An 18888-nucleotide genomic window follows, 5' to 3' on the forward strand; every position below is an offset into this window, starting at 1 on the left:
GTGATGCCAGCGGCGCAGCGCCAGCAGGGGTTAAAAGGTGTAGTCGGCGGTGACGAACAACGAGCGTGGTTCGCCGAGTATCCATTGCTGGCCGTCATTGTATTGGCTTTGCGCGTACTGGCGGTCAAACAGGTTGTTCACTTGCAGGCCCAGGGTGGTAGTGGGCAGTGCCTTCCACGCCAGGTTGGCGTCGACCACGGTGTAGCTGGGCAGCTCGTTGCGGTTGGCCAGGTCAGCGTAGCGCGCGTCTACGTAGCGCACTCCGGCGCCGGCCCGCAGGTCGTCGTTGAGGGCCTTGCTCAGCCACAGGTTGGCCGTGCGCCGGGGCACATCCACCGGGCGATTGCCATTGCGGGACACCTGCACAGCGTTAACCGTTTGCGTGAAGTCGTCGTACTGGGCGCGCACGAGGGCGGCGTTGGCTTGCAGTTGCCAGGCGTGGGGCAGTTGCAGATCGAGGCTGGCTTCCAGGCCATTGGAGGATTGTTGACCCACTTGCTGCTTCTGGCCCGGGGCGCCCGGCACATCGGTCAGCAGTTTCTTCTTGACGATGTGATAGGCCGCCAGGGTCCATTCGCCGCGTTGATCCCAGAACACCTGCTTGACACCGAGTTCACTCTGCTTAGCGGTGGCGAGATCGAACTGCTGCTGGCCCGGGCTCAGGGATATCAGCCCGCCAACGCCGTCGGTGCTGGTGGAGTACTGCCCGTAAAGGGAGGTGTTCGGGGTCACGGCAAACACCAGTCCGGCCTTCCAGTTGTTGCCGGTCAGGGTTCTGTCGCTCTGGCCGCCGTTCTTCAAGTCATCACGGTCCACATGCACATAATCGCGACGCACACCGGTCACCAGCGACCAGCGCTCGCTCAGTTGCAGACGGTTTTCGGCAAAGGCCGACATCTGCTGGGTGGTGGTCTTGAATTGATCACGATAAGGGCTGTGGCTGGCGAACTCGCCTTTGGCCGGGTGGTACAGGTCGATCGGCGTGGCGCTGGTTGAGGCGTCGATAAAGGGTGAGTTGCTTTTGAGGTGGAAGCGGATGCGGTTGTAGTCCACCCCGGCCAGGGTCCGGCTGTCGAGGCCGAACAGCGAGTGCTTGAAGGTCAAGGTCTGGCGGTCGCCGATCTGCTCCTGCTGGTGGCCGATGCCGTAGTAACCACTGCGGGTCAGTTGACGGTCGCTGGGGTTGACGTTGTAGTTCTCGGCGTTCTGCCAGCGGCGCTGGGCCTTGAGGTAGTACAGCTCGTTGTTGGCGCTGAGGCTGTCGGAGATCTGCCATTCGCTGCTCAGACGGGTCCATTGATCGTTGTAATGCTGTTTGTCATTGCTGACGTTGTAGTTTTTCTCCCGCAGGCTTTTATGAAAACGCCCGTTGACCAGCGGCGTGCCGAAGTGGTTCATCGGGTTCTGGTCGCCGTAATCGTGGGCCAGGGTAAAGGCCAGGTCATCGCTGGCCTGCCAGCGCAGGGCCGCGCTGAGGAAGTCGGCGGAGGCATCACCACGATCGACCCAGCCGTTGCTGCGCAGGCGATTGAGATTGAGCCGGTAACTCAAGGTGTCGCTCAGTGAACCGCCGCTGTCCAGGGCCTGCTGCTGGCGATCGAAGGAGCCGTAGCCCAGGCGCAGGCGGTTTTCGATTGCGCCGCTGAAGGGCTTTTTCGACACGGTATTGATCACCGCGCCGGTGGCGCCTTCGCCATACAGCACCGAGGCCGGACCGCGCAGCACATCGACTCGCTCCACCGCCCAAGTGTCCACCGGAAAGGTCACGGTGCCCATGCCGCTGTACAGGCGGTTGCCATCGTACAACTGCATCACCGAACCCTGTCCGGTAAAACCGCGGGCCGATAGCGACGTGCCGCCGTCGCCCGGGGTGCCGGTGCGACTGATCCCGGCGCTGCGCGAGACCGCGTCCTGGATGCTGCGATCGCCCCGTGCCCGCAGGCGCTCGCCGCTCAGGCTATCGGTGCTGGCCGGGGTTTCCAGAGCGCTGAGCCTCAGGCGTGAGCCGGCGCTGGTGGGGGTCTGCAGGCTGACGCTGTCGTCGGCCTCGTTGGCCTCGTTGGCCGAGGCCGAGATGGTGCCGATGGGCAAGGTCAGGGCGCTGGCTGAATCGTCCGCCTGGGCCAGGGATGGCAAGGCAAGCAGGCAGAGGCTGGATAACAGGTACTGGTTCATCGGGACGCTGAATCGCTTATTCGAGAGGTGGCCCGCAGCGGAGGGACTGCGGGCAAGGATCTTACACTTTAGTGTTATAAAGTAACATTATAACTGTGCATGGCTAAAGCGCTGAGATTCTACAGAGCTCTCTGGAACGCGCATCTCGGCTGATTCATGTTGAAGGTGAAGCCGATTCAGGGCCGCGGTTGAAGCGCGATAAGAGCAGTCGATCCAGTAGCCACACGGCAATCAGCGAGGCTCCTACCAACGGGAAGGCCAGGGCTAGCAGGGCCATGATCAGGGTCGCGGTTTTCCATTTCGGCAGGTCGTGACGCAACGGCGGTACGCCGAGTCGGCCTTGTGGACGACGCTTGTACCACATGACGATGCCGCTCACGGCGCTAAGCAGGATCATCAGACACACCACCAGCACCACGATCTGATTGAAGCGGCCGAACATCTTGCCTTCATGCAGCATCACCCCCAGTTCGGTGGCGCGGGCCACCTTGCCGTACTGCTGCCAACGCACATCGGCCAGAACCTTGCCGCTGTATTGGTCGATGTGCAGGGTCGCGTCGTTGCGCGGGTCATCGGCGAACACCGCGATGGTGAAGACACCGGTGGCGGTGCTGGGCAGGGTAATGCTGTAGCCCGGCTGAACCTGACGCTGAAGGGCGATGTCTTGCACCGCCTGCAGGCTCACTGTCGGGGCGGCTGGTGCCGCGTTCGCGGCGTTGTGGGCCATGTGCTCGGCATGGTCGCCAGACATCGGCAGTGGGGTGTTTTCCATAGCCCAGGGCACGGTTTGGCGGGTCGCGCTGTTGAGCTCCCGAGCCTGCTGGTCGGAGGTCGGCACGTTATTCCACATGGCCGCCGGGAAGCGGTTCCACACCTCGGCGTACTGCTTGCCCCAGAAGCCGGTCCAGGTCATGCCACTAAGCAGCATCAGCAGCAGGAAGGCTGCGCCCCAGAAGCCCAGGACGCTGTGCAGGTCGCGCCAGAACAGGCGGCCACGTGCACCCATGCGTGGCCATAGCACCCCGGCCGAGGACTTGCCGCGGGGCCACCACAAGTACAGCCCGGACACCACCAGGACGATGCCCCAGCCAGCGGCCAGCTCCACCAGCCGATCACCCACGGTGCCGATCATCAGCTCGCCATGAATGGCCCGGGCCACGGCCTGCAGGTTGCGTTTGGCATCCTGCTCGCCGAGCACGTCGCCATGGTAAGGGTCAATAAACACATTGAGTTCATGGTCGGCATCCTGCACCACGAACTGAGCGCTGCGTTCGGCGTCGACGGGGGGCAGGTATTGTTTGACGTGACCTTGGGGGTAGGCCGATTGCACCCGTTGTAGCAGATCGTCGGCGCTCAGGCGCTGATGTCCGGCGGGCACGTTGAGCAGGCTGGAGTACAGCAACGGGTCCAGTTGCGGTTTGAACAGGTAAATGATGCCGGTCAGCGACAGCATCACCATGAATGGGGCGACGAACAGCCCGGCGTAAAAATGCCAGCGCCAGGCCAGGTTGTAGAACGATACGTTGGGTCGGTTCATCAGAGAACGCTCCGCAAGGCGGTGGATCTATTGTTGTATGCATAAGGGGCCGCCACGGGGCGGGCCCAACCTGTGGCCACTGCCCGAGGCTGCATGCGAGCGCGTGGGGGGCGTCAAACCCAGTGGTTCGCCGCCCCCTACGCCACCCTGGGGACTCGAGCGCCAAGCCGCTCGCAGCTTGTAGCGGTGGCCACAGGGACGCGTGTTAGAAACTCAGGTCAACCTTGGTCCAGAGCGTGCGCCCCGGCTCGTTGAGGGCCTGTGGATCGTTGGCCGGGTAGCCGAAACCGGCGTTGCCCGCCAGGTTCAGGTGTTCGGCGTAAGCCTTGCCGAACAGGTTGTCGACCCCGGTGCTGATCTTGAGGTTCTTGTTGATCCGGTACGCGCCGTTGAGGGAGAACACGCCAAAGCCGCCACTCTTGCCGAAGTCCTTGCCGACCACGTTGCCCTTGTTCAGGTCAACCCGGTTCTGCGCGGCCACCACGCGCCACAAGGCACCGGCGCTCCAATCGTCTTCGCTGTAGGTCAGGCCAAAGCGAGCGTCCAGCGGTGGCATCTGTGGCAGGGCCTTGCCGTCGCTGCTGTTCTTGCCCCAGGCGTAGGCCAGGGTCGCGTCGGCTTTCCAGTTGGAGGTCAGCTTGTAGGCCGCCCCCAGCTCGCCGCCCATGATCCGCGCGTCGATGTTGTCGGCCTGGGACATGGTCATGCCCATCATTCCCGGGCGGTAGTTGAACAGGATGTAGTCGCGGACCTGACCGATGTAGCCCGAGGCCCAGGCTTGCAGGTCTTCGCTCTGGTATTGCAGGCCGAAGTCCAGTTGGGTGGTCTTCTCCGGCTTGATCGAGTCGAAAGCATTTGCCGAGCCGCTCGGCCCCATGTTCGGCGAGAACAGCTCCCAGTAGTCAGGGAAACGCTGGGTGTGGCCCAGGCCGGCGTAGACCGTGGTCGGGCTGTCGGCCAGATCGTGCTCGTAACGCACGAAACCGCTAGGCAAGGTATCGGCGCGGGTGTTGCCGGCGGTGGGGTTGGCCTGGCTGGACATGCCCGAGCCCAGACGCTGGCGATAGTCCTTGGCCGAGGCGCGGTCGACCCGGGCACCGGTGATCAGGCGATCACGCTCGGCGGCGTACCAGGTCAGTTCGCCAAAGGCGCCGTAGTTGTGGAAGTCGGCGTCCTTGGTGCGCGGCAGCTGCTTGTAGGTATCGATGCCGCTGCTGGCTCGCTTGCGGTGTTCGTTGGTCTGCGCATCCAGGCCGCCAATCAGTTGCAGGTCGGCCCAGCGCCAGGTGCCCTTGATCCGCGCACCGAGGGTGCGGCGGTCGACGTTGGAGGCCATGGGGCCGGCCATCATGCCGGTGCCGGACGGTGTGCGCAGGCTGTAGTTGTCCATCACGTGGTCGGCGTAGTTGTAGTAGACCTGGGCCTCGACCTTGTCCAGCACGTCGCCGATGTTGGATTTCTCGAAACGCAGGCCCAGGCTTTCGCGCTTGAACTGCGAGCCATCCATGCCGCGGCCGGCGTAACGGGCTTCGCCGTCGCCCTTGCCGGCGGTGAGCTCCAGCAGGGTGTCGGCGTCCGGGGTCCAGCCCAGCGCCACGTCACCGTTCCACTTGTCGTAGCGCGAGGCCACGGTGTCGTTGTTGCCATCCTTGTAGTCGTCGGAGTGAGCGGTGTTGCCGATCACCCGCACATAACCCAGTGGCCCGCCAGCGGCGGCGTCCAGGGTCTTGTCGAAGCGGCCGTTGGAGCCGGCTAACAGGCTGGCGTTGACCCGGGTTCCGAGCTCGCCGAAGTGTTCCGGTTCGCGCTCGAAGAGCACGGTGCCGGCCGAGGCCCCCGGGCCCCAGAGCACGGTTTGCGGGCCCTTGATCACGGTCAGCCGGTCGTAGGTTTCCGGAGAGATATAAGAGGTCGGTGCATCCATGCGGCCGGGGCAGGCGCCGAGCATCATGCCGCCATTGGTGAGGATGTTCAGCCGCGAGCCGAACATGCCTCGCAGCACCGGGTCGCCGTTGGTGCCGCCGTTGCGTACCAGGGCGAAGCCGGGAATGGTCTTCAGGTAGTCACCACCGTCACTGGCAGGAACCGGCTGGCGCGGGTCCTTGGGGTTGGTGACCACAGTCAGTGGCGAGCTGGGGGCGATGGCGGTGATCACCGTCGGGCTCAGTTCGGTAACGTGCTCGGCGTGGTCCGTCGAGGCTTCGTCGGCCAGGGCCAGGGGCGTCAACAGAACGCCGCAGAGCAGTGCCAGGGCATGGTTGAAGCGCAGGCGCGAAGGGTTCAGGGCAAAGGGCTTGGCGGCTTGGGCAGCGCCCAAGCGAGTGTCAGCAAAAAGCATAAATGTTCCATCGATCGGTCTTGAATAGCACGGCCGCAACTACGCGGCTGTCGCAATGACAGTCGGCCGTGTGAGATGAGCGGGTGACTCAGGCGACGATCGGTGGGGCGCGGGTCAGAGCGCCGGGGAACACGGTCTGCCGGGCGTGACCCAGGCGCGTGGCGGGGATCAGGGAACAAGGTGTGGGCGTGGTCGCCAGTGAGGCGAACGACAGGCCTGAAGGCAGCGCCGGGCAATTGAACAGCAGGCTGCAATAGCCGCACTTTTCCCAGAGCACATGCTGCTCGCCCGGGGACTTGCCCGGTTGCGAGCCAGGCAGGGTGAAAACTACTGCGTTCGACAATCCTGCGTTAAAAACAGGCTCGGACTGCTCATTTACAGTCAGTAAACTCCGCGTCCTCGCCTGTTTTTGCCTTGTCTTGTCTTCACTCGCGACGTTTTCACCCAGCCTGGCGTGATGCGGACTTTCACCGTGACAGCCGGGCGCGTCGTCGCCCATGTCCATGGAAGCGGACATGTTCATCGGCGCGGTGTGATCCATCGGCATCGACTGAGAAATCAGCGGGCCGATAAAGATCATCAGCATGGCGAACAGGCTGATCCAACTGCCGCGCCGGACTCCCTGGGAGTTGCGACGCGACGCGGACCGCCCGCGGCCAGGCACGTGCGGGGTGTTCACGGTAGAAGGGCCGGTCAGTGCTTACTGCTCGTGCATGTGCCCTTGCATGGCATCCGGCGCCTGCTTCTGTACCGCCACCTCGACGGTGACATTGCCGGCTTTCTCGAAGTGCAGGGTCATGGGGAAGCGTTTGCCGTCGATCAGTTGGCTGCGGTCTTTGAGCTCCATCAACATCACGTGGTAGCCCATGGGGGCGAAGGTCACCTCGCCGCTGGCGGGCACCTCGACCTTGGGCACCTGTTGCATCTTCATCATGTCGCCTTGCTTGACGTGCTCATGCAGTTCGGCGCGGCCGGCTATTGGCGAATCGACGCTGAGCAGGGTGTCGGCGGTCTTGCCCGGGTTGTGCACCACGAAGTAGGCGGCGACGGTCGGCGCGTTCGGCGGCAGTTCCTGGGACCAGGGATGGGCGATTTGTAATTCGCCGGCCTTGTAGTCGTGGGCGGTGGCGAAGCAGGCGGGCAGTAGCAGTGCGGCCAGTAGCAGGGATTGCTTGGCCAAAGATGGTTTAGACATGGCAGTTCTCCAGAACGATTCAAATACGCAGATCACTTGCGAAGGCGAATCATGCCAGAGGAGGGGCACCGGGGTTCAGGCTGGGCCATTGCTGGCGCAGGGTGAGCATTTCGACTTTCGGTTGCGGCGCGCCCGGCTGGGTGGCGAAACGAATGAAACTCAAATGGGGCGCGTGGCCTGGCAGGGCCACCAGGGGCGCGGAGCCGGAGCAGCACCAGCAGTGCTGCATGTTCGAGTGGTCGTCGTTTTGTGGGGTTTTCTGCTCAAGCGTGCCCAGGGAGATGGCGATCAGCTTGGTGCCGCTTGCGGAGCAGAAACTGCCCCACAGCAGTTGTTCGTCCTGTCCGGAACCCTGGCCTTGCATGGCCCCGGAAAGCGGCATGGCAAGCATGTTGAACAGCACTGCGAAGCAGGCGATCCAGGCAAATGCGAGCCGTTGTTGGGACATGGAGACAATCCGTGAGTTGAGCGATCAGGCGGGTATTTAGCCTGATCGCTGTGGATAAGTAAAAAAGTACGGTGTGCGGTGCGGTGTCGCAGTGCCTGCTCAGGCCGGGCTGACGTGAAGTTTCAGCCCCAGTGCCTTCATGACCTTGATGATAGTCGCGAACTCGGGATTGCCCTGGCTGCCCAGGGCCTTGTACAGGCTCTCGCGACCCAGGCCGGTGTCGCGGGCCACCTGGGTCATGCCCCGGGCGCGGGCGATGTCGTTGAGGGCGGCGCGGATCAGCTTGCCGTCGCCGGCATCATCCTCGAAGCAGGCTTTGAGGTAGGCCACCATGTCTTCCGGGGTCTTGAGGTACTCTGCCGTGTCGAAGCGGGTGACTGGGGGACGCATGTTTCAGCCCTCGCTCTTGAGGTCATGGGCCAGTTGCCTGGCGCGTTGGATATCGCGTCTCTGGGTGCGCTTGTCAACGCCGATCAACAACAGGTAGATCATGGTGCCCCGACGCGAGAAGTACACCCGGTAGCCGGGGCCGCGATGGATGCGCATTTCATAGACACCTTCGCCCACCGGTTCTCAGTCGCCGAAGCGGCCCAGTTGCGCCGCCCTGATCCGGGCCAGCACGCGGGTTTTCCCTGGGAATCCTTTGGGCTTAGCAGCCAGTGGGTGAACGCTTGAGTCTGCTCAAAGACGAACATGGCGACTGTATTTCTTGGGATACGTATTGGCAAGTCATTTGCCAGACTGAAATCGATTGGAGCGACGACCGAGCCATTGATGAGTCGGTCGCCACTGAATCTTTCCAAGGAGGCTAAAGCACTGTCTTATCGATCGCTGCCAGGGGAATCCCAAGAGTCTGTGGGGCTTGGCGACTTTGTTTGTCAGGCGTGAGACAGCTGCCCCAGGGCACTCAGCACCTCAGCCACGCTGGCAAAGTGGCGGTCGACCTCGGGCAACTCGGGACGCTTGAGCACCAGCACCGGTATGCCCCGCTCGCGGGCCACTTCCAGCTTGGGTTCGGTGGCGCTGCTGCCACTGTTCTTGCTGATCAGTACGTCGATCTGCCGACGCTCGAACAGCGCTCGTTCGTCCTCGATCAGGAACGGCCCGCGAGCCCCGATCACTTCACAGCGCGGATTGCCCGGGCAGGCATCCAGGGCGCGCAGGGTCCAGAACTGGTCGGCAGGAATGTCATCCAGATGCTGCAAGGGTTCGCGACCCAGGGTGAACAGGGGCCGCTTGAAGGGTTTCAAGGCTTGCACCAAGTGCGGCCAGTCGGTTATTTCGCGCCAGTCATCCCCGGGCTGCGGCTGCCAGGCTGGACGTCGCAAGGTCCAGCAGGCAACTCCGGCCAGTTGCGCGGCGGCCTGTGCATTGGCGCTGATCTGTGCCGCGTAAGGGTGGGTGGCATCTAGCAGCAGGCCGATGCGCTCTTGGCGGATAAAGCGGGCCAGGCCCTCGGCACCGCCATAGCCGCCGACCCGTACCTGGCAGTTCAGGTCGGTGGGCACCCGTCCGACACCGGCCAGGCTGTAGATATGTGTTGGGCCCAGGGTACGGGCGATGGCCAGGGCTTCGGTAACCCCGCCCAATAGCAGGATGCGGGTCATTGCCAGGCTCCGGCGTGGCCGACGATGCCGCCCTGGCGATCGATGGCGAAGACTTCCACCTGGACCTGGGCCGGCACCACGCTACGGGCGAAGTCCAGGGCGTGCTGGCACACCGCGTCGCCCAGGGCGATCCCGGCGGCGCTGGCCATGGCCAGCGCTTGCTGGCTGGTATTGGCCTCGCGGATGGCCTGTTGCAGCGTCGGGTCGGCGCCCACCTCGGCGCCCCATTGCGCCAGTTGCGGCAGGTCGATGCTGGAATGGCGACTGTGCAGGTCCATGTGCCCGGCGGCCAGTTTGCTGATCTTGCCGAAGCCGCCGCACAGGCTGAGTTTATCCACAGGCACTTTGCGCAGGTGTTTGAGCACCGCGCCGACGAAGTCGCCCATTTCGATCAGGGCGATTTCCGGCAGGTTGTAGACCCGGCGCATGGTGTCTTCGCTGGCGTTGCCGGTGCAGGCGGCAATGTGCAGGTAGCCGTTGGTCTTGGCCACGTCGATGCCCTGGTGGATCGAGGCGATATAGGCCGCGCAGGAGAAGGGCCGGACAATGCCGCTGGTGCCCAGGATCGACAGTCCGCCGAGAATCCCCAGGCGCGGGTTCATGGTTTTCAGGGCCAGCTCGGCGCCGCCTTCGACGTTCACCGTGACTTCGAAACCGCCGGTGTAGGCGTGCTCCTCGGCGAGCCGTTGCAGGTGCTCGCTGATCATCCGTCGCGGCACCGGATTGATCGCCGGCTCGCCCACCGCCAGCACCAGGCCGGGGCGGGTCACGGTGCCGACGCCTTGGCCGGCGACAAAGCGGATCCCTGGCTCGGGGGTCAGGCGCACCTGGGAGTACAGCAGTGCGCCGTGGGTTACATCTGGGTCGTCGCCCGCGTCCTTGAGGGTACCGGCCTCGGCCCCGGCGTGGGTGCGCCGGCAAAACTCCAGGCGCATCTGCACCTGTTTGCCCTTGGGCAGGACGATCTCCACCGCGTCGGCGTCGAAACCTTCGAGCAGTAGGCGAGCGGCGGCCAGGCTGGTGGCGGTGGCGCAACTGCCGGTGGTCAGGCCGCTGCGCAGAGGGGCCGGTTGTTCGGCGGTTTCCTCACGCATGCCCCAGGCCCTGTGACTGCGAGCTCGACCGCGAGGCGAGCGGCGCGGTTGCTCTGGAAAGGGGCGTCACGGGCGAGCCCGTGGCTGGACGGTTCATTGCGCGTCCTGGGGTTTGCCCAGGTCCAGCAGGGTGATCGGCAGCGCTTGGCGCCAGGTGTCGAATGCACCCAGGGGCTGGGCCTGGGCGATGTGGATGCGGGTCAGTTCGCCGCCGTGTTGCTCGCGCCAGTGCATCAGGGTCATTTCACTTTGCACGGTCACCGCATTGGCCACCAGACGTCCGCCGGGTTTGAGTTGCTCCCAGCAGGCCTGCAACACGCCTTCGCGGGTGACACCACCGCCGATGAAAATCGCGTCCGGGCGTTCCAGCCCGGCCAGGGCCTGGGGGGCGCTGCCACGGATCAACTGCAGCCCGGGCACGCCGAGGGCATCGCGGTTGTGTTCGATCAACTGCTGGCGGCCCTCATCGGCCTCGATGGCCAGGGCGCGGCAACTGGGGTGTGCGCGCATCCATTCGATACCGATGGAGCCGCTACCAGCGCCCACGTCCCAGAGCAGTTCCCCGGGTACGGGAGCCAGGCGGGCGAGGGTGATGGCGCGCACGTCGCGCTTGGTCAACTGGCCGTCATGGCGGAAGGCCGAGTCTGGCAGCCCCGCCAGACGCGACAAGCGCGGGGTATCGGCGGCGGCACGACATTCAATGGCCAGCAGGTTGAGATCGGCGAGCGGCGGGTCGCTCCAGTCGTGGGCGTGGCCGTCGATGCGTCGTTCCTGAGGGCCGCCCAAGTGTTCCAGTACACTGATCCGGCTCGGGCCAAAGCCGCGTTCGCGCAGCAGCCCGGCGATGGCAGCCGGGCTATGGCGGTCATTGCTCAGCACCAGCAGGCGCACGCCGCTGAACAACTGGGCATTGAGCGCGGCCAGCGGCCGCGCCACCACCGACAGGGTGACCACCTCTTGCAGGGCCCAGCCCAGGCGGGCGGCGGCCAGGGAATAGGAGGAAGGAAAGGGCAGTACCTGCAGCTCCTCGGCCGGCAGTTGCCGGGCCAGGCTGGCGCCGACGCCGAACAGCATCGGATCGCCGCTGGCCAGCACGCAGACTGGCGCCCCGCGTTGGCTCAGCAGCGGTTCCAGGGAAAACGGGCTGGGCCACAACTGGCGTTCGCCACGGATGCAGGCCGGCAGCAGATCCAGCTGGCGCTGACCGCCAATGATCCGTGAAGCCCCCAGCAGGGCCTGGCGAGCGTTCCTGCCCAGGCCCTTGAAGCCGTCTTCACCGATTCCCACTACTGTCAGCCAGGGCGACATCTGTATTCCTCAAACCGAAGGTTCCGACCGGCAGGCTTTTCATGCCTTCGGACAAAGCAGGCATAATACCGCGCCTTCGCTGACGAAGCGCTTTTCCCACACGGCTGGTTGCCCCTTTGAACGAACGCCCTATGTCCAATGCCATCCGCCCCTCGGCCTGCCCGGGATTACTGCGTATCGTCCCGGCACTGGACGGTGGCATCTGCCGGATCAAACTGGCGGGCGGAGCCATCAGCGCGGCCCAGGCCATGGCGGTGGCCGAGGCGGCGCAGGCGTTCGCCGGCGGTGTGATCGAGGCCACCAATCGCGCCAACCTGCAGATTCGCGGCATCGGCAGCGAGCATCAGGCACTGATCGACACGCTGCTGGCGGCCGGCCTGGGGCCGAGCACCGCCGCCGGTGATGATGTACGCAACCTGATGCTCAGTCCCAGCGCCGGGATTGACCGGCAGATGCTGATGGACACCCGGCCGTTGGCCGCGCAGATCCTGGCGACCTTGCAGAGTCACCCGCGCTTTCATGAACTGTCGGCCAAGTTCGCCGTGCAGCTCGACGGCGGCGAAGCCCTGGCCATGCTCGAACATCACCACGATCTGTGGCTGGCAGCGGTTGCGCGCGAGGGACAGTTGCTGCTGGCCTTTGGTCTGGCGGGCAGCCCTGTGGATACACCTCTGGCGGCGGTGCCCGAGGAACTGGGCCATGAACTGCTGGTGGCGGTGCTGGAGTTGTTTCTTGAGCTGGCGACGCCGGAGCAGACGCGGATGCGCCACCTGTTGGCCCAGGTGCCGGTGGCGGATTTTCTCGCCCGGTTGAACCTGCGTTTGAGCCGACCGTTGTTGAGCATCGACGGCTGGCAACGTCCGGCCTCGGTTGCCGGGCTGCACCTGGGCACTTATCCACAGCACGAAAACGGGCAGGTCTATGTCGGCGCGGCGACGCCCCTGGGGCGTCTCGACCCGGCCATGCTTCAGGGCACCGCGCAACTGGCCGTGCAATACGGCGATGGCAGCCTGCGTTTCAGCCCCTGGCAGAGCCTGCTGTTGCCCGCCATTGCCCCGGCGGATGCTCCGGCCGTGACGGCGCGCCTGAGCCAGCTGGGTCTGTTGTGCAGCCCTGAACAGGCCTTGGCCCATGTGATTGCCTGCACCGGATCCAGTGGTTGCGCCAAGGCCCTGGCCGACAGCAAAGGTGACGCGCTGACATTGGCAGCCCTGCTCCAGAACCACGGTCGTCAGCAGGCGGTGCACCTGTCCGCCTGCCCGCGTTCCTGCGCCGCCGCCCATGTGGCTCCGGTCACCCTGTTGGCGGTGGCACCAGGACGCTACGACATGTATTTGCGCGATGCAGCGCAGCCGGGTTTCGGCACGCTGCACGCACGCAACCTTTCTATTGAAGCGGCAGAGGCTGAACTTGATGCCCGCCCACGGAGCCACCTTGATGATTGATTACATCCGCGACGGTCAAGAGATCTATCGCAACTCCTTCGCGATCATCCGCGAAGAAGCCAAGCTGGATCGCATTCCGGCCGACCTGGAAAAACTGGCGGTACGGGTGATCCACGCCTGCGGCATGGTCGAGGCCATCGATGGCCTGCAGTTTTCTGAAGGCGCCGGCAAGGCTGGGCGTGATGCCTTGGCCGCCGGTGCGCCGATCCTCTGCGACGCGCGAATGGTCTCTGAAGGCATTACCCGGGCACGCTTGCCGGCCAACAACAAAGTGATCTGCACCCTGCGCGACGAAAGCGTGCCGCAGTTGGCCCGGGCGCTGGGCAACACCCGCTCGGCGGCCGCCCTGGAACTGTGGCGGCCGCATCTGGAAGGCAGCGTGGTGGTGATCGGCAATGCGCCGACTGCCTTGTTCTATCTGCTGGAGATGCTCGATGCAGGCGCGCCGAAACCGGCGCTGATCCTCGGCTTCCCGGTGGGCTTTGTTGGCGCCGCCGAATCCAAGGCGATGCTCGCCGCCGACAGCCGTGGCGTGCCCTTTGTGATCATGCAGGGGCGCCTGGGCGGCAGCGCCATGGCCGCCGCCGCCGTCAATGCCCTGGCCACGGAGGTCGAATGATGCAGCAACCTGGACGATTGATCGGCCTTGGCGTGGGCCCTGGTGACCCGGAACTGATTACCGTCAAGGCCCTGCGCCTGTTGCGCGAGTCGTCGGTGGTGGCCTACTTCGTGGCCAAGGGCAAGAAAGGCAATGCCTTTGGCATCATCGAAGCGCACTTGCAACCGGCGCAAACCTTGTTGCCCCTGGTGTACCCGGTGACCACCGAAGTGTTGCCGGCGCCGTTGTCCTACGAGCAGGTGATCAGCGACTTCTACGACAGCGCCAGCCAGGAGCTGGCGCTGCACCTGGATGCCGGCCGCGATGTGGCGGTGATTTGCGAGGGCGACCCGTTCTTCTACGGCTCCTACATGTACCTGCACGACCGGCTGGCCGAGCGTTACCAGGCCGAAGTGGTGCCGGGAGTGTGTTCGATGCTGGGCGGCGCGTCGGTACTGGGCGCGCCCCTGGTGTATCGCAATCAGAGCCTGTCGGTGCTCTCGGGCGTGCTGCCCCATGAGGAACTCAAGCGGCGTCTGGCGGATGCCGATGCGGCGGTGGTGATGAAGCTGGGGCGCAATTTCCCCAAGGTGCGTCAGGTCCTGGAAGAACTGGGGCTGGCGCAGCGGGCGCTGTACGTCGAGCGCGCCACTATGGCCAATCAGAAGATCGTGCCGTTGGATGACGTGGAACCGATGTCCTCGCCTTACTTCTCGCTGATCATCGTGCCCGGTGAAAGGTGGCAAGGCTGATGGCTCGTTCAATTCCGGCCATCGTCATCCTGGGCCAAGGCAGCCTCGACACCGCGCGGCAGATCCAGCGCCTGTACCCGGACTCGCTGATCCACGGCTTGGCAGAACGGGTCGAAGGCGCCGACCGGGTCTACCACGAATTCGGCGCGACTCTGCGCCAGTTGTATCAACAGGACAGGCCGATCATCGCTCTGTGCGCGGCCGGCATCGTGATCCGCACCTTGGCCCCGTTGCTGCTGGAAAAGGGCGCCGAACCGCCGGTGCTGGCGGTGGCCGAGGACGGCAGCGCCGTGGTGCCGCTGCTGGGCGGCCTGGGCGGGGTCAACGTCATGGCTCGGGAAATCGCCGCCGGCCTTGGGGTGGCGGCGGCCATTACCACCAGTGGCGAACTGCGCTTCGGCACCTGCTTGCTCAACCCGCCCAGCGGCTATGCCCTGGGCGACCTGGAATTGGGCAAGCGTTTCGTCTCCGACCTGCTGGGGGGCGAAAGCGTACGCATCGAAGGTGCCGCGCCCTGGTTGGCCGAAGCCAAACTGCCGCAAGACCAGCAAGCGCGTCTGAGCATCCACATCGGTTGCGCCGAGCGCACACCTGCGGCCAATGAACTGTTGATCTACCCCCGCAGCGTGCTGGTCGCTTGCCGTAGCCACCAACTGAGCGAGGCGCCTGAGCAGGGGCTCGCCGAGCGCATCCGCCAGGCCCTGCATCAGGCGCGCATTGCCGTGCAGTCAGTGGCGTGCCTGCTGGCCGCCGACAGCGACATGGCCGACCGTGCCCTGCACCAGGCCGCCGCTGAACTGGGCGTGCCGCTGCGTTTTGCTCCGGCGGCCGCCAGTGTCATCGAGCTGGCGCAACAAGCGGTGCCGCAACGGCTGTCGGCTGTTAGCGTTGATGACGAGTTGGCCATTGCCGTGGCCTGCCAACCTTTACAGCCTGAGCAGATCGGTCGCGCGCGTGGCCGCCTTGCGGTCATCGGCCTTGGCCCTGGCGCCGCCGAACTGATGGTGCCTGCGGTCAAGGCCGAGCTGGCCCGGGCCAACGACATCCTCGGCTATGAAACCTACGTGCGCATGGCCGGCCCGTTCCGCGCCGATCAGGTGATGCACTGCACTGACAACCGCGAAGAGATGCAGCGCGCCCGCCATGCTTTCGAACTGGCGGCTCAAGGTCGTTCGGTGGTCGTGGTGTCGTCCGGTGACCCAGGTGTGTTCGCCATGGCGGCCGCGGTACTGGAAGCGCTGCATGAGTCCAGCGACCCAGCCTGGCACCGCGTCGACCTGGAAATCCTCCCAGGCGTCTCCGCCTCCCTGGCCACCGCCGCCCAGGCCGGCGCGCCGCTGGGTCATGACTTCTGCGTGCTGTCGCTGTCGGACAACCTCAAACCCTGGGACATCATCGAGAAGCGCCTGGACCTCGCCTCCCAGGCCGATCTGGCCCTGGCCTTCTACAACCCGATCTCCCGTTCCCGACCCTGGCAACTGGGCCGGGCCCTGGAGATCGTGCGCCAGCACCGCACGCCGCAAACCCCGGTGGTGCTGGGGCGCGACATTGGCCGTCCTGGCCAGACCTTGCGGGTCATCACCCTGGGCGAGCTGACCCCGGAGCAGGTGGACATGCGCACCATGGTGCTGGTGGGCTCTTCCACCACCTGCGTGTTCCCCCGGGCCGAGGGTGGCGAGTGGGTGTACACGCCGCGCTGGTACGGCAATAAGCCCTTGTAGGAGCCGGCTTGCCGGCGAAGGCGCTCGTAAGATCGCCATCGCCGGCAGCGGCTTCTAGCGCGCAAGGTCTTCCTCGTCCTCGTCCTTGTCCGTGGCGGTCAGCAGCCAGGTGATGAATTCGAAGAAGCTGGCCCATCTGGCCGGGATGCGGCCGGCGACGAAAGCTTCCCGGTCGCCCAGGTCGAAATCCCAGACGCCACCGCTGTCCTTGTCCAGCAAGTAGCCGCCTTGACCTTGCAGTGAGGTGAAGGCGATGAAGTTCTTGGGCAACTCCCAGACTTCATGAATGAACTCGGTGCTCATCAGGATTTCATCACTGGGCCCGTCGATATTCATCAGCGCTCCGTAGCTCACTCGGTCTAAGAAGTCGGCGGGGTGACAGGTCAGGTAGATCTGCGCGAACTCGCTGTCCAGGGCAATCCCCAATGTTGCCAGCGCTCGGGTGACCTCGGCGGTGTCGGGGCGCGGGCGGAAGCGGGGCTGGGCTTCGATCAGGGCGATCAACTGCGGGGGAATCATGGGTGGTCCTTGCTGATGTGTGGCCACTTATCCAAGGGCAGGCGGCCCTGCTGCTGGGCAAAGTGTTCCCGGGTCTGGCCCAGGGTTTTGTGGTTGGGTCCGCTCAGCACATCCAGCGCCTGGCTGCCGTCGTCCTCCCAATGGCACAGGTCGCAGATCTGGTAGTCGCCCCGCGCCGAGAGGGTTCGATAACCGCAGCAGGGACAGGCCTCAAGGTACTCGATGTCCGCGCTGACGGTGTAGTCGCCGAGCCCGGCTTCACGCAGGCAGCGCCTCAGGTACAGCTGGGTCACGCCACGATACTCGGCGCGCAGGGCGACCAGCAGCAGGGCGTCGTAGCGCGGGTCTTGCGCATCGTCCGGGGGCTCCGGTTGCGAGATGAGCTGTTGCTGCAGGTCGGGTGGCAGTGTTGCGAATTCAAGGTTGTCGCTGTCGATCCCCCACCAGTCCAGGAGCAGGGAAGCCCGAGCGGCGAGGTCAAGGCCGGGCAGCCTGTGTGTGCTCAGGAGGTCGATGGCTGCGGTGGCGCTCAGTTTTTTCATTGGGCTCGGTGTGGGCGGGTGGTTCATGGCCAGACCAGGGTCAACTGATCGGGGCGCTCGACAGGGACCCGCACGGTGACGCCGGAGGTCGACTCGGCATGAATCTGCTGGTCGTGGATCTCGACTCGGCAGAAGGGATTGGTTTCGCTGAGGACAAGCAGCCAGATCAGTGCATCCGTGTCCTTTTCCAGCAAGGCCAGGAAGCCGCCGCCGCCGTGCCCGGCGGTCTCACCGCACTGGGCATGAAAGGGCTGCGGGCCTTCGGCGGCAGACCCCAGGGCGGTGACGAAATCAGGATCATCCCTGCCTGGGAAGTCCAGGGCCGGCATCCAGACTTTGTTGCTCAGCCGGGGATGTTCGTAGGGCAGGTCGAACAGGCAGTAGAACCCGCTGTTGAGGACCAGGGTGTTTTCCCGGGGGAAACATCCTTCGAGCCATTGCTCCTGAATGAAAGCAGCGTCGGCGCTGTAGGGCGCAGGGTGCAGGTGGATTTTCTCAAAGCGTCGATGCATGTCGGAAACCGGAAAAGAAAGCACATGGGCCTGAATGCTCTTGGCGAGCGTCACAGGCCTTGAGGCAGCCCAAGGGCCTCTTGGGGAAGCGTGTTGCCACCGACATGGCGAAACCATCGGTCAGCATGCAGCTGCTGTTGCACATCTTTTTGTTGCTGTGGGTGAAGGTCATGGCATCGCGCCGGCCGTTGTGGGCGAGGGCCACCTCGAAGCTATCCAAGCGCGTTGGCCGACGCCCCGCAGGTTCCTGGTGGGTGACTTGCCCGGTGGAGGCACGAAGGCTCGCGCACCCTCGGGGAACAGCAGCAGGTCGTTGCGCCCAAGCTGCGGCTGGCCCCAGTCGGGTTCGCTCTGGCTCTTGATCGGGCTGAGGATGCAGGCCCTGTGCCGGTGGAGCGTTGAAGAGTCTGCATTCCGTTGCCTGGCCCTTGCATTGAGTGTGGCCGGGGCTCTAAGGCACCAGATAGCCTTTGACCCCGGTAAAGATGATCTGCGCCGCCAGGGCACAGACGAACAGTCCCATCAGCCGGCTGACGATCTGCAAGCCTTGGTCGCCAAGGATGCGTTCGATGCGATTGGACAGGTACAGCACCACGCCCACGGTGAGGCTGGCCAGGGCGATGCTGAGAATGGCGGTGAGCTTGTCGTCCCAGTGGGGCTGGCTGACGCCCATGACCAGCAGGGCGCCGATGGTCCCCGGGCCCACCGTCAGGGGAATGGTCAGCGGCACGATGGTCACGTCCTGCTGCACGTTGTCGGTCTGTACCGCCGACTTGCCCTGGGCCATGCCCAGGGCGGAGATGAACAGCACGCTGCCGGCACCGATGCGGAAAGCGTCCACGGTGATGCCGAACACGCTGAATATCACTCGGCCAAACAGGTACAGCAGGACGCTGGAGACCAGGGTCGCGAGGGCGACTTTCCAGGCCAGGCGTCGGCGTTCCTTGGAGGAGTAGCCGCGGGTCAGGCTGATGAAGCATGAGAGGACGAAGAACGGGCTATAGAGCACCAGCATCTTCAGGTAAACGCTGAACAGCACGTGGAGCATGGTCGGAGCTCACGACTAGGGAGGGCGAGCCAGAGTTTAACAGGCGCCG

The 18888-nt window shown here is 64.7% G+C and carries 18 protein-coding genes and 1 pseudogene; 4 read left to right on the top strand and 15 right to left on the bottom strand.

From position 1 onward, the window contains the following. Positions 1–30: 30 nt before the first annotated feature. The 11 genes and pseudogenes from PLD_RS18445 to cbiE all read right to left on the bottom strand — a co-directional run bounded on the left by PLD_RS18445 (position 31) and on the right by cbiE (position 11702). Positions 31–2175: a TonB-dependent siderophore receptor gene (locus PLD_RS18445; RefSeq protein WP_159895207.1), complete on the bottom strand. Its 2145-nt coding sequence runs from the start codon at positions 2173–2175 to the stop codon at positions 31–33. 154 nt (positions 2176–2329) lie between these two features. Then, on the bottom strand, positions 2330–3712 hold the full coding sequence (locus PLD_RS18450; protein WP_159895209.1) for a PepSY domain-containing protein: 1383 nt from the start codon (positions 3710–3712) through the stop codon (positions 2330–2332). A 205-nt stretch (positions 3713–3917) separates the two neighbouring features. Further along, a complete protein-coding gene (locus PLD_RS18455) occupies positions 3918–6050 on the bottom strand; it encodes a TonB-dependent copper receptor (RefSeq protein ID WP_159895211.1) in 2133 nt (710 codons plus the stop codon). Between the two features lie 88 nt (positions 6051–6138). Further along, positions 6139–6729 carry a DUF2946 domain-containing protein gene (locus PLD_RS18460; RefSeq protein WP_371929073.1) on the bottom strand — a complete coding sequence of 197 codons (591 nt, stop codon included), beginning with the start codon at positions 6727–6729 and terminating at the stop codon, positions 6139–6141. 21 nt (positions 6730–6750) lie between these two features. Beyond that, entirely contained in the window at positions 6751–7245 is a 495-nt protein-coding gene (locus tag PLD_RS18465; RefSeq protein ID WP_159895215.1) for a copper chaperone PCu(A)C, read from the bottom strand. A 49-nt stretch (positions 7246–7294) separates the two neighbouring features. Further along, complete coding sequence (locus PLD_RS18470) at positions 7295–7693, bottom strand: DUF2946 domain-containing protein (protein WP_159895217.1); 399 nt, start codon at positions 7691–7693, stop codon at positions 7295–7297. 99 nt (positions 7694–7792) lie between these two features. Continuing rightward, complete coding sequence (locus PLD_RS18475) at positions 7793–8083, bottom strand: addiction module antidote protein (RefSeq protein WP_159895219.1); 291 nt, start codon at positions 8081–8083, stop codon at positions 7793–7795. Between the two features lie 3 nt (positions 8084–8086). Further along, positions 8087–8388 (bottom strand): annotated as a pseudogene (locus PLD_RS18480) (type II toxin-antitoxin system RelE/ParE family toxin). Between the two features lie 183 nt (positions 8389–8571). Continuing rightward, positions 8572–9300 (bottom strand): cobalt-precorrin-6A reductase, encoded by a 729-nt coding sequence (locus tag PLD_RS18485; RefSeq protein WP_159895221.1) that lies wholly within the window; start codon positions 9298–9300, stop codon positions 8572–8574. Continuing rightward, positions 9297–10394 carry a cobalt-precorrin-5B (C(1))-methyltransferase gene (locus PLD_RS18490; protein WP_159895223.1) on the bottom strand — a complete coding sequence of 366 codons (1098 nt, stop codon included), beginning with the start codon at positions 10392–10394 and terminating at the stop codon, positions 9297–9299. Before PLD_RS18490 ends, PLD_RS18485 begins: the two co-directional genes overlap by 4 nt. A gap of 93 nt (positions 10395–10487) precedes the next feature. Beyond that, positions 10488–11702: a precorrin-6y C5,15-methyltransferase (decarboxylating) subunit CbiE gene (cbiE, locus tag PLD_RS18495; RefSeq protein ID WP_159895225.1), complete on the bottom strand. Its 1215-nt coding sequence runs from the start codon at positions 11700–11702 to the stop codon at positions 10488–10490. A gap of 131 nt (positions 11703–11833) precedes the next feature. Here cbiE and cobG point away from each other — a divergent pair, with 131 nt between their 5' ends. From cobG to cobJ, 4 genes are read left to right on the top strand one after another with little or no spacing between them, the layout of a single operon-like run. After that, positions 11834–13147 (top strand): precorrin-3B synthase, encoded by a 1314-nt coding sequence (gene cobG / locus PLD_RS18500; RefSeq protein WP_159895227.1) that lies wholly within the window; start codon positions 11834–11836, stop codon positions 13145–13147. Beyond that, positions 13140–13766, top strand: a complete 627-nt coding sequence (locus PLD_RS18505) for a precorrin-8X methylmutase (protein WP_159895229.1) — start codon at positions 13140–13142, stop codon at positions 13764–13766. Before cobG ends, PLD_RS18505 begins: the two co-directional genes overlap by 8 nt. Beyond that, complete coding sequence (locus PLD_RS18510; RefSeq protein WP_159898169.1) at positions 13766–14497, top strand: precorrin-2 C(20)-methyltransferase; 732 nt, start codon at positions 13766–13768, stop codon at positions 14495–14497. Before PLD_RS18505 ends, PLD_RS18510 begins: the two co-directional genes overlap by 1 nt. After that, a complete protein-coding gene (gene cobJ, locus PLD_RS18515) occupies positions 14497–16218 on the top strand; it encodes a precorrin-3B C(17)-methyltransferase (RefSeq protein ID WP_159895231.1) in 1722 nt (573 codons plus the stop codon). The genes PLD_RS18510 and cobJ overlap by 1 nt, the downstream gene beginning before the upstream one ends. A 54-nt stretch (positions 16219–16272) precedes the next feature. On the opposite strand, the gene PLD_RS18520 is transcribed toward cobJ, so the two are convergent. The 4 genes from PLD_RS18520 to PLD_RS18535 form a co-directional block, all read right to left on the bottom strand. After that, positions 16273–16737 carry an SMI1/KNR4 family protein gene (locus PLD_RS18520; RefSeq protein WP_159895233.1) on the bottom strand — a complete coding sequence of 155 codons (465 nt, stop codon included), beginning with the start codon at positions 16735–16737 and terminating at the stop codon, positions 16273–16275. Beyond that, complete coding sequence (locus tag PLD_RS18525) at positions 16734–17279, bottom strand: CPCC family cysteine-rich protein (protein ID WP_159895235.1); 546 nt, start codon at positions 17277–17279, stop codon at positions 16734–16736. The genes PLD_RS18520 and PLD_RS18525 overlap by 4 nt, the downstream gene beginning before the upstream one ends. 23 nt (positions 17280–17302) lie before the next feature. Further along, entirely contained in the window at positions 17303–17791 is a 489-nt protein-coding gene (locus PLD_RS18530; protein WP_159895237.1) for a hypothetical protein, read from the bottom strand. A 451-nt stretch (positions 17792–18242) separates the two neighbouring features. Then, positions 18243–18839, bottom strand: coding sequence for a MarC family protein (locus tag PLD_RS18535; protein WP_060837337.1), 597 nt, complete (start codon positions 18837–18839; stop codon positions 18243–18245). Positions 18840–18888 lie beyond the last annotated feature (49 nt).

It is taken from the genome of Pseudomonas sp. LD120, assembly GCF_009861525.1.
In the GTDB taxonomy this organism is placed as follows: Bacteria; Pseudomonadota; Gammaproteobacteria; order Pseudomonadales; family Pseudomonadaceae; genus Aquipseudomonas.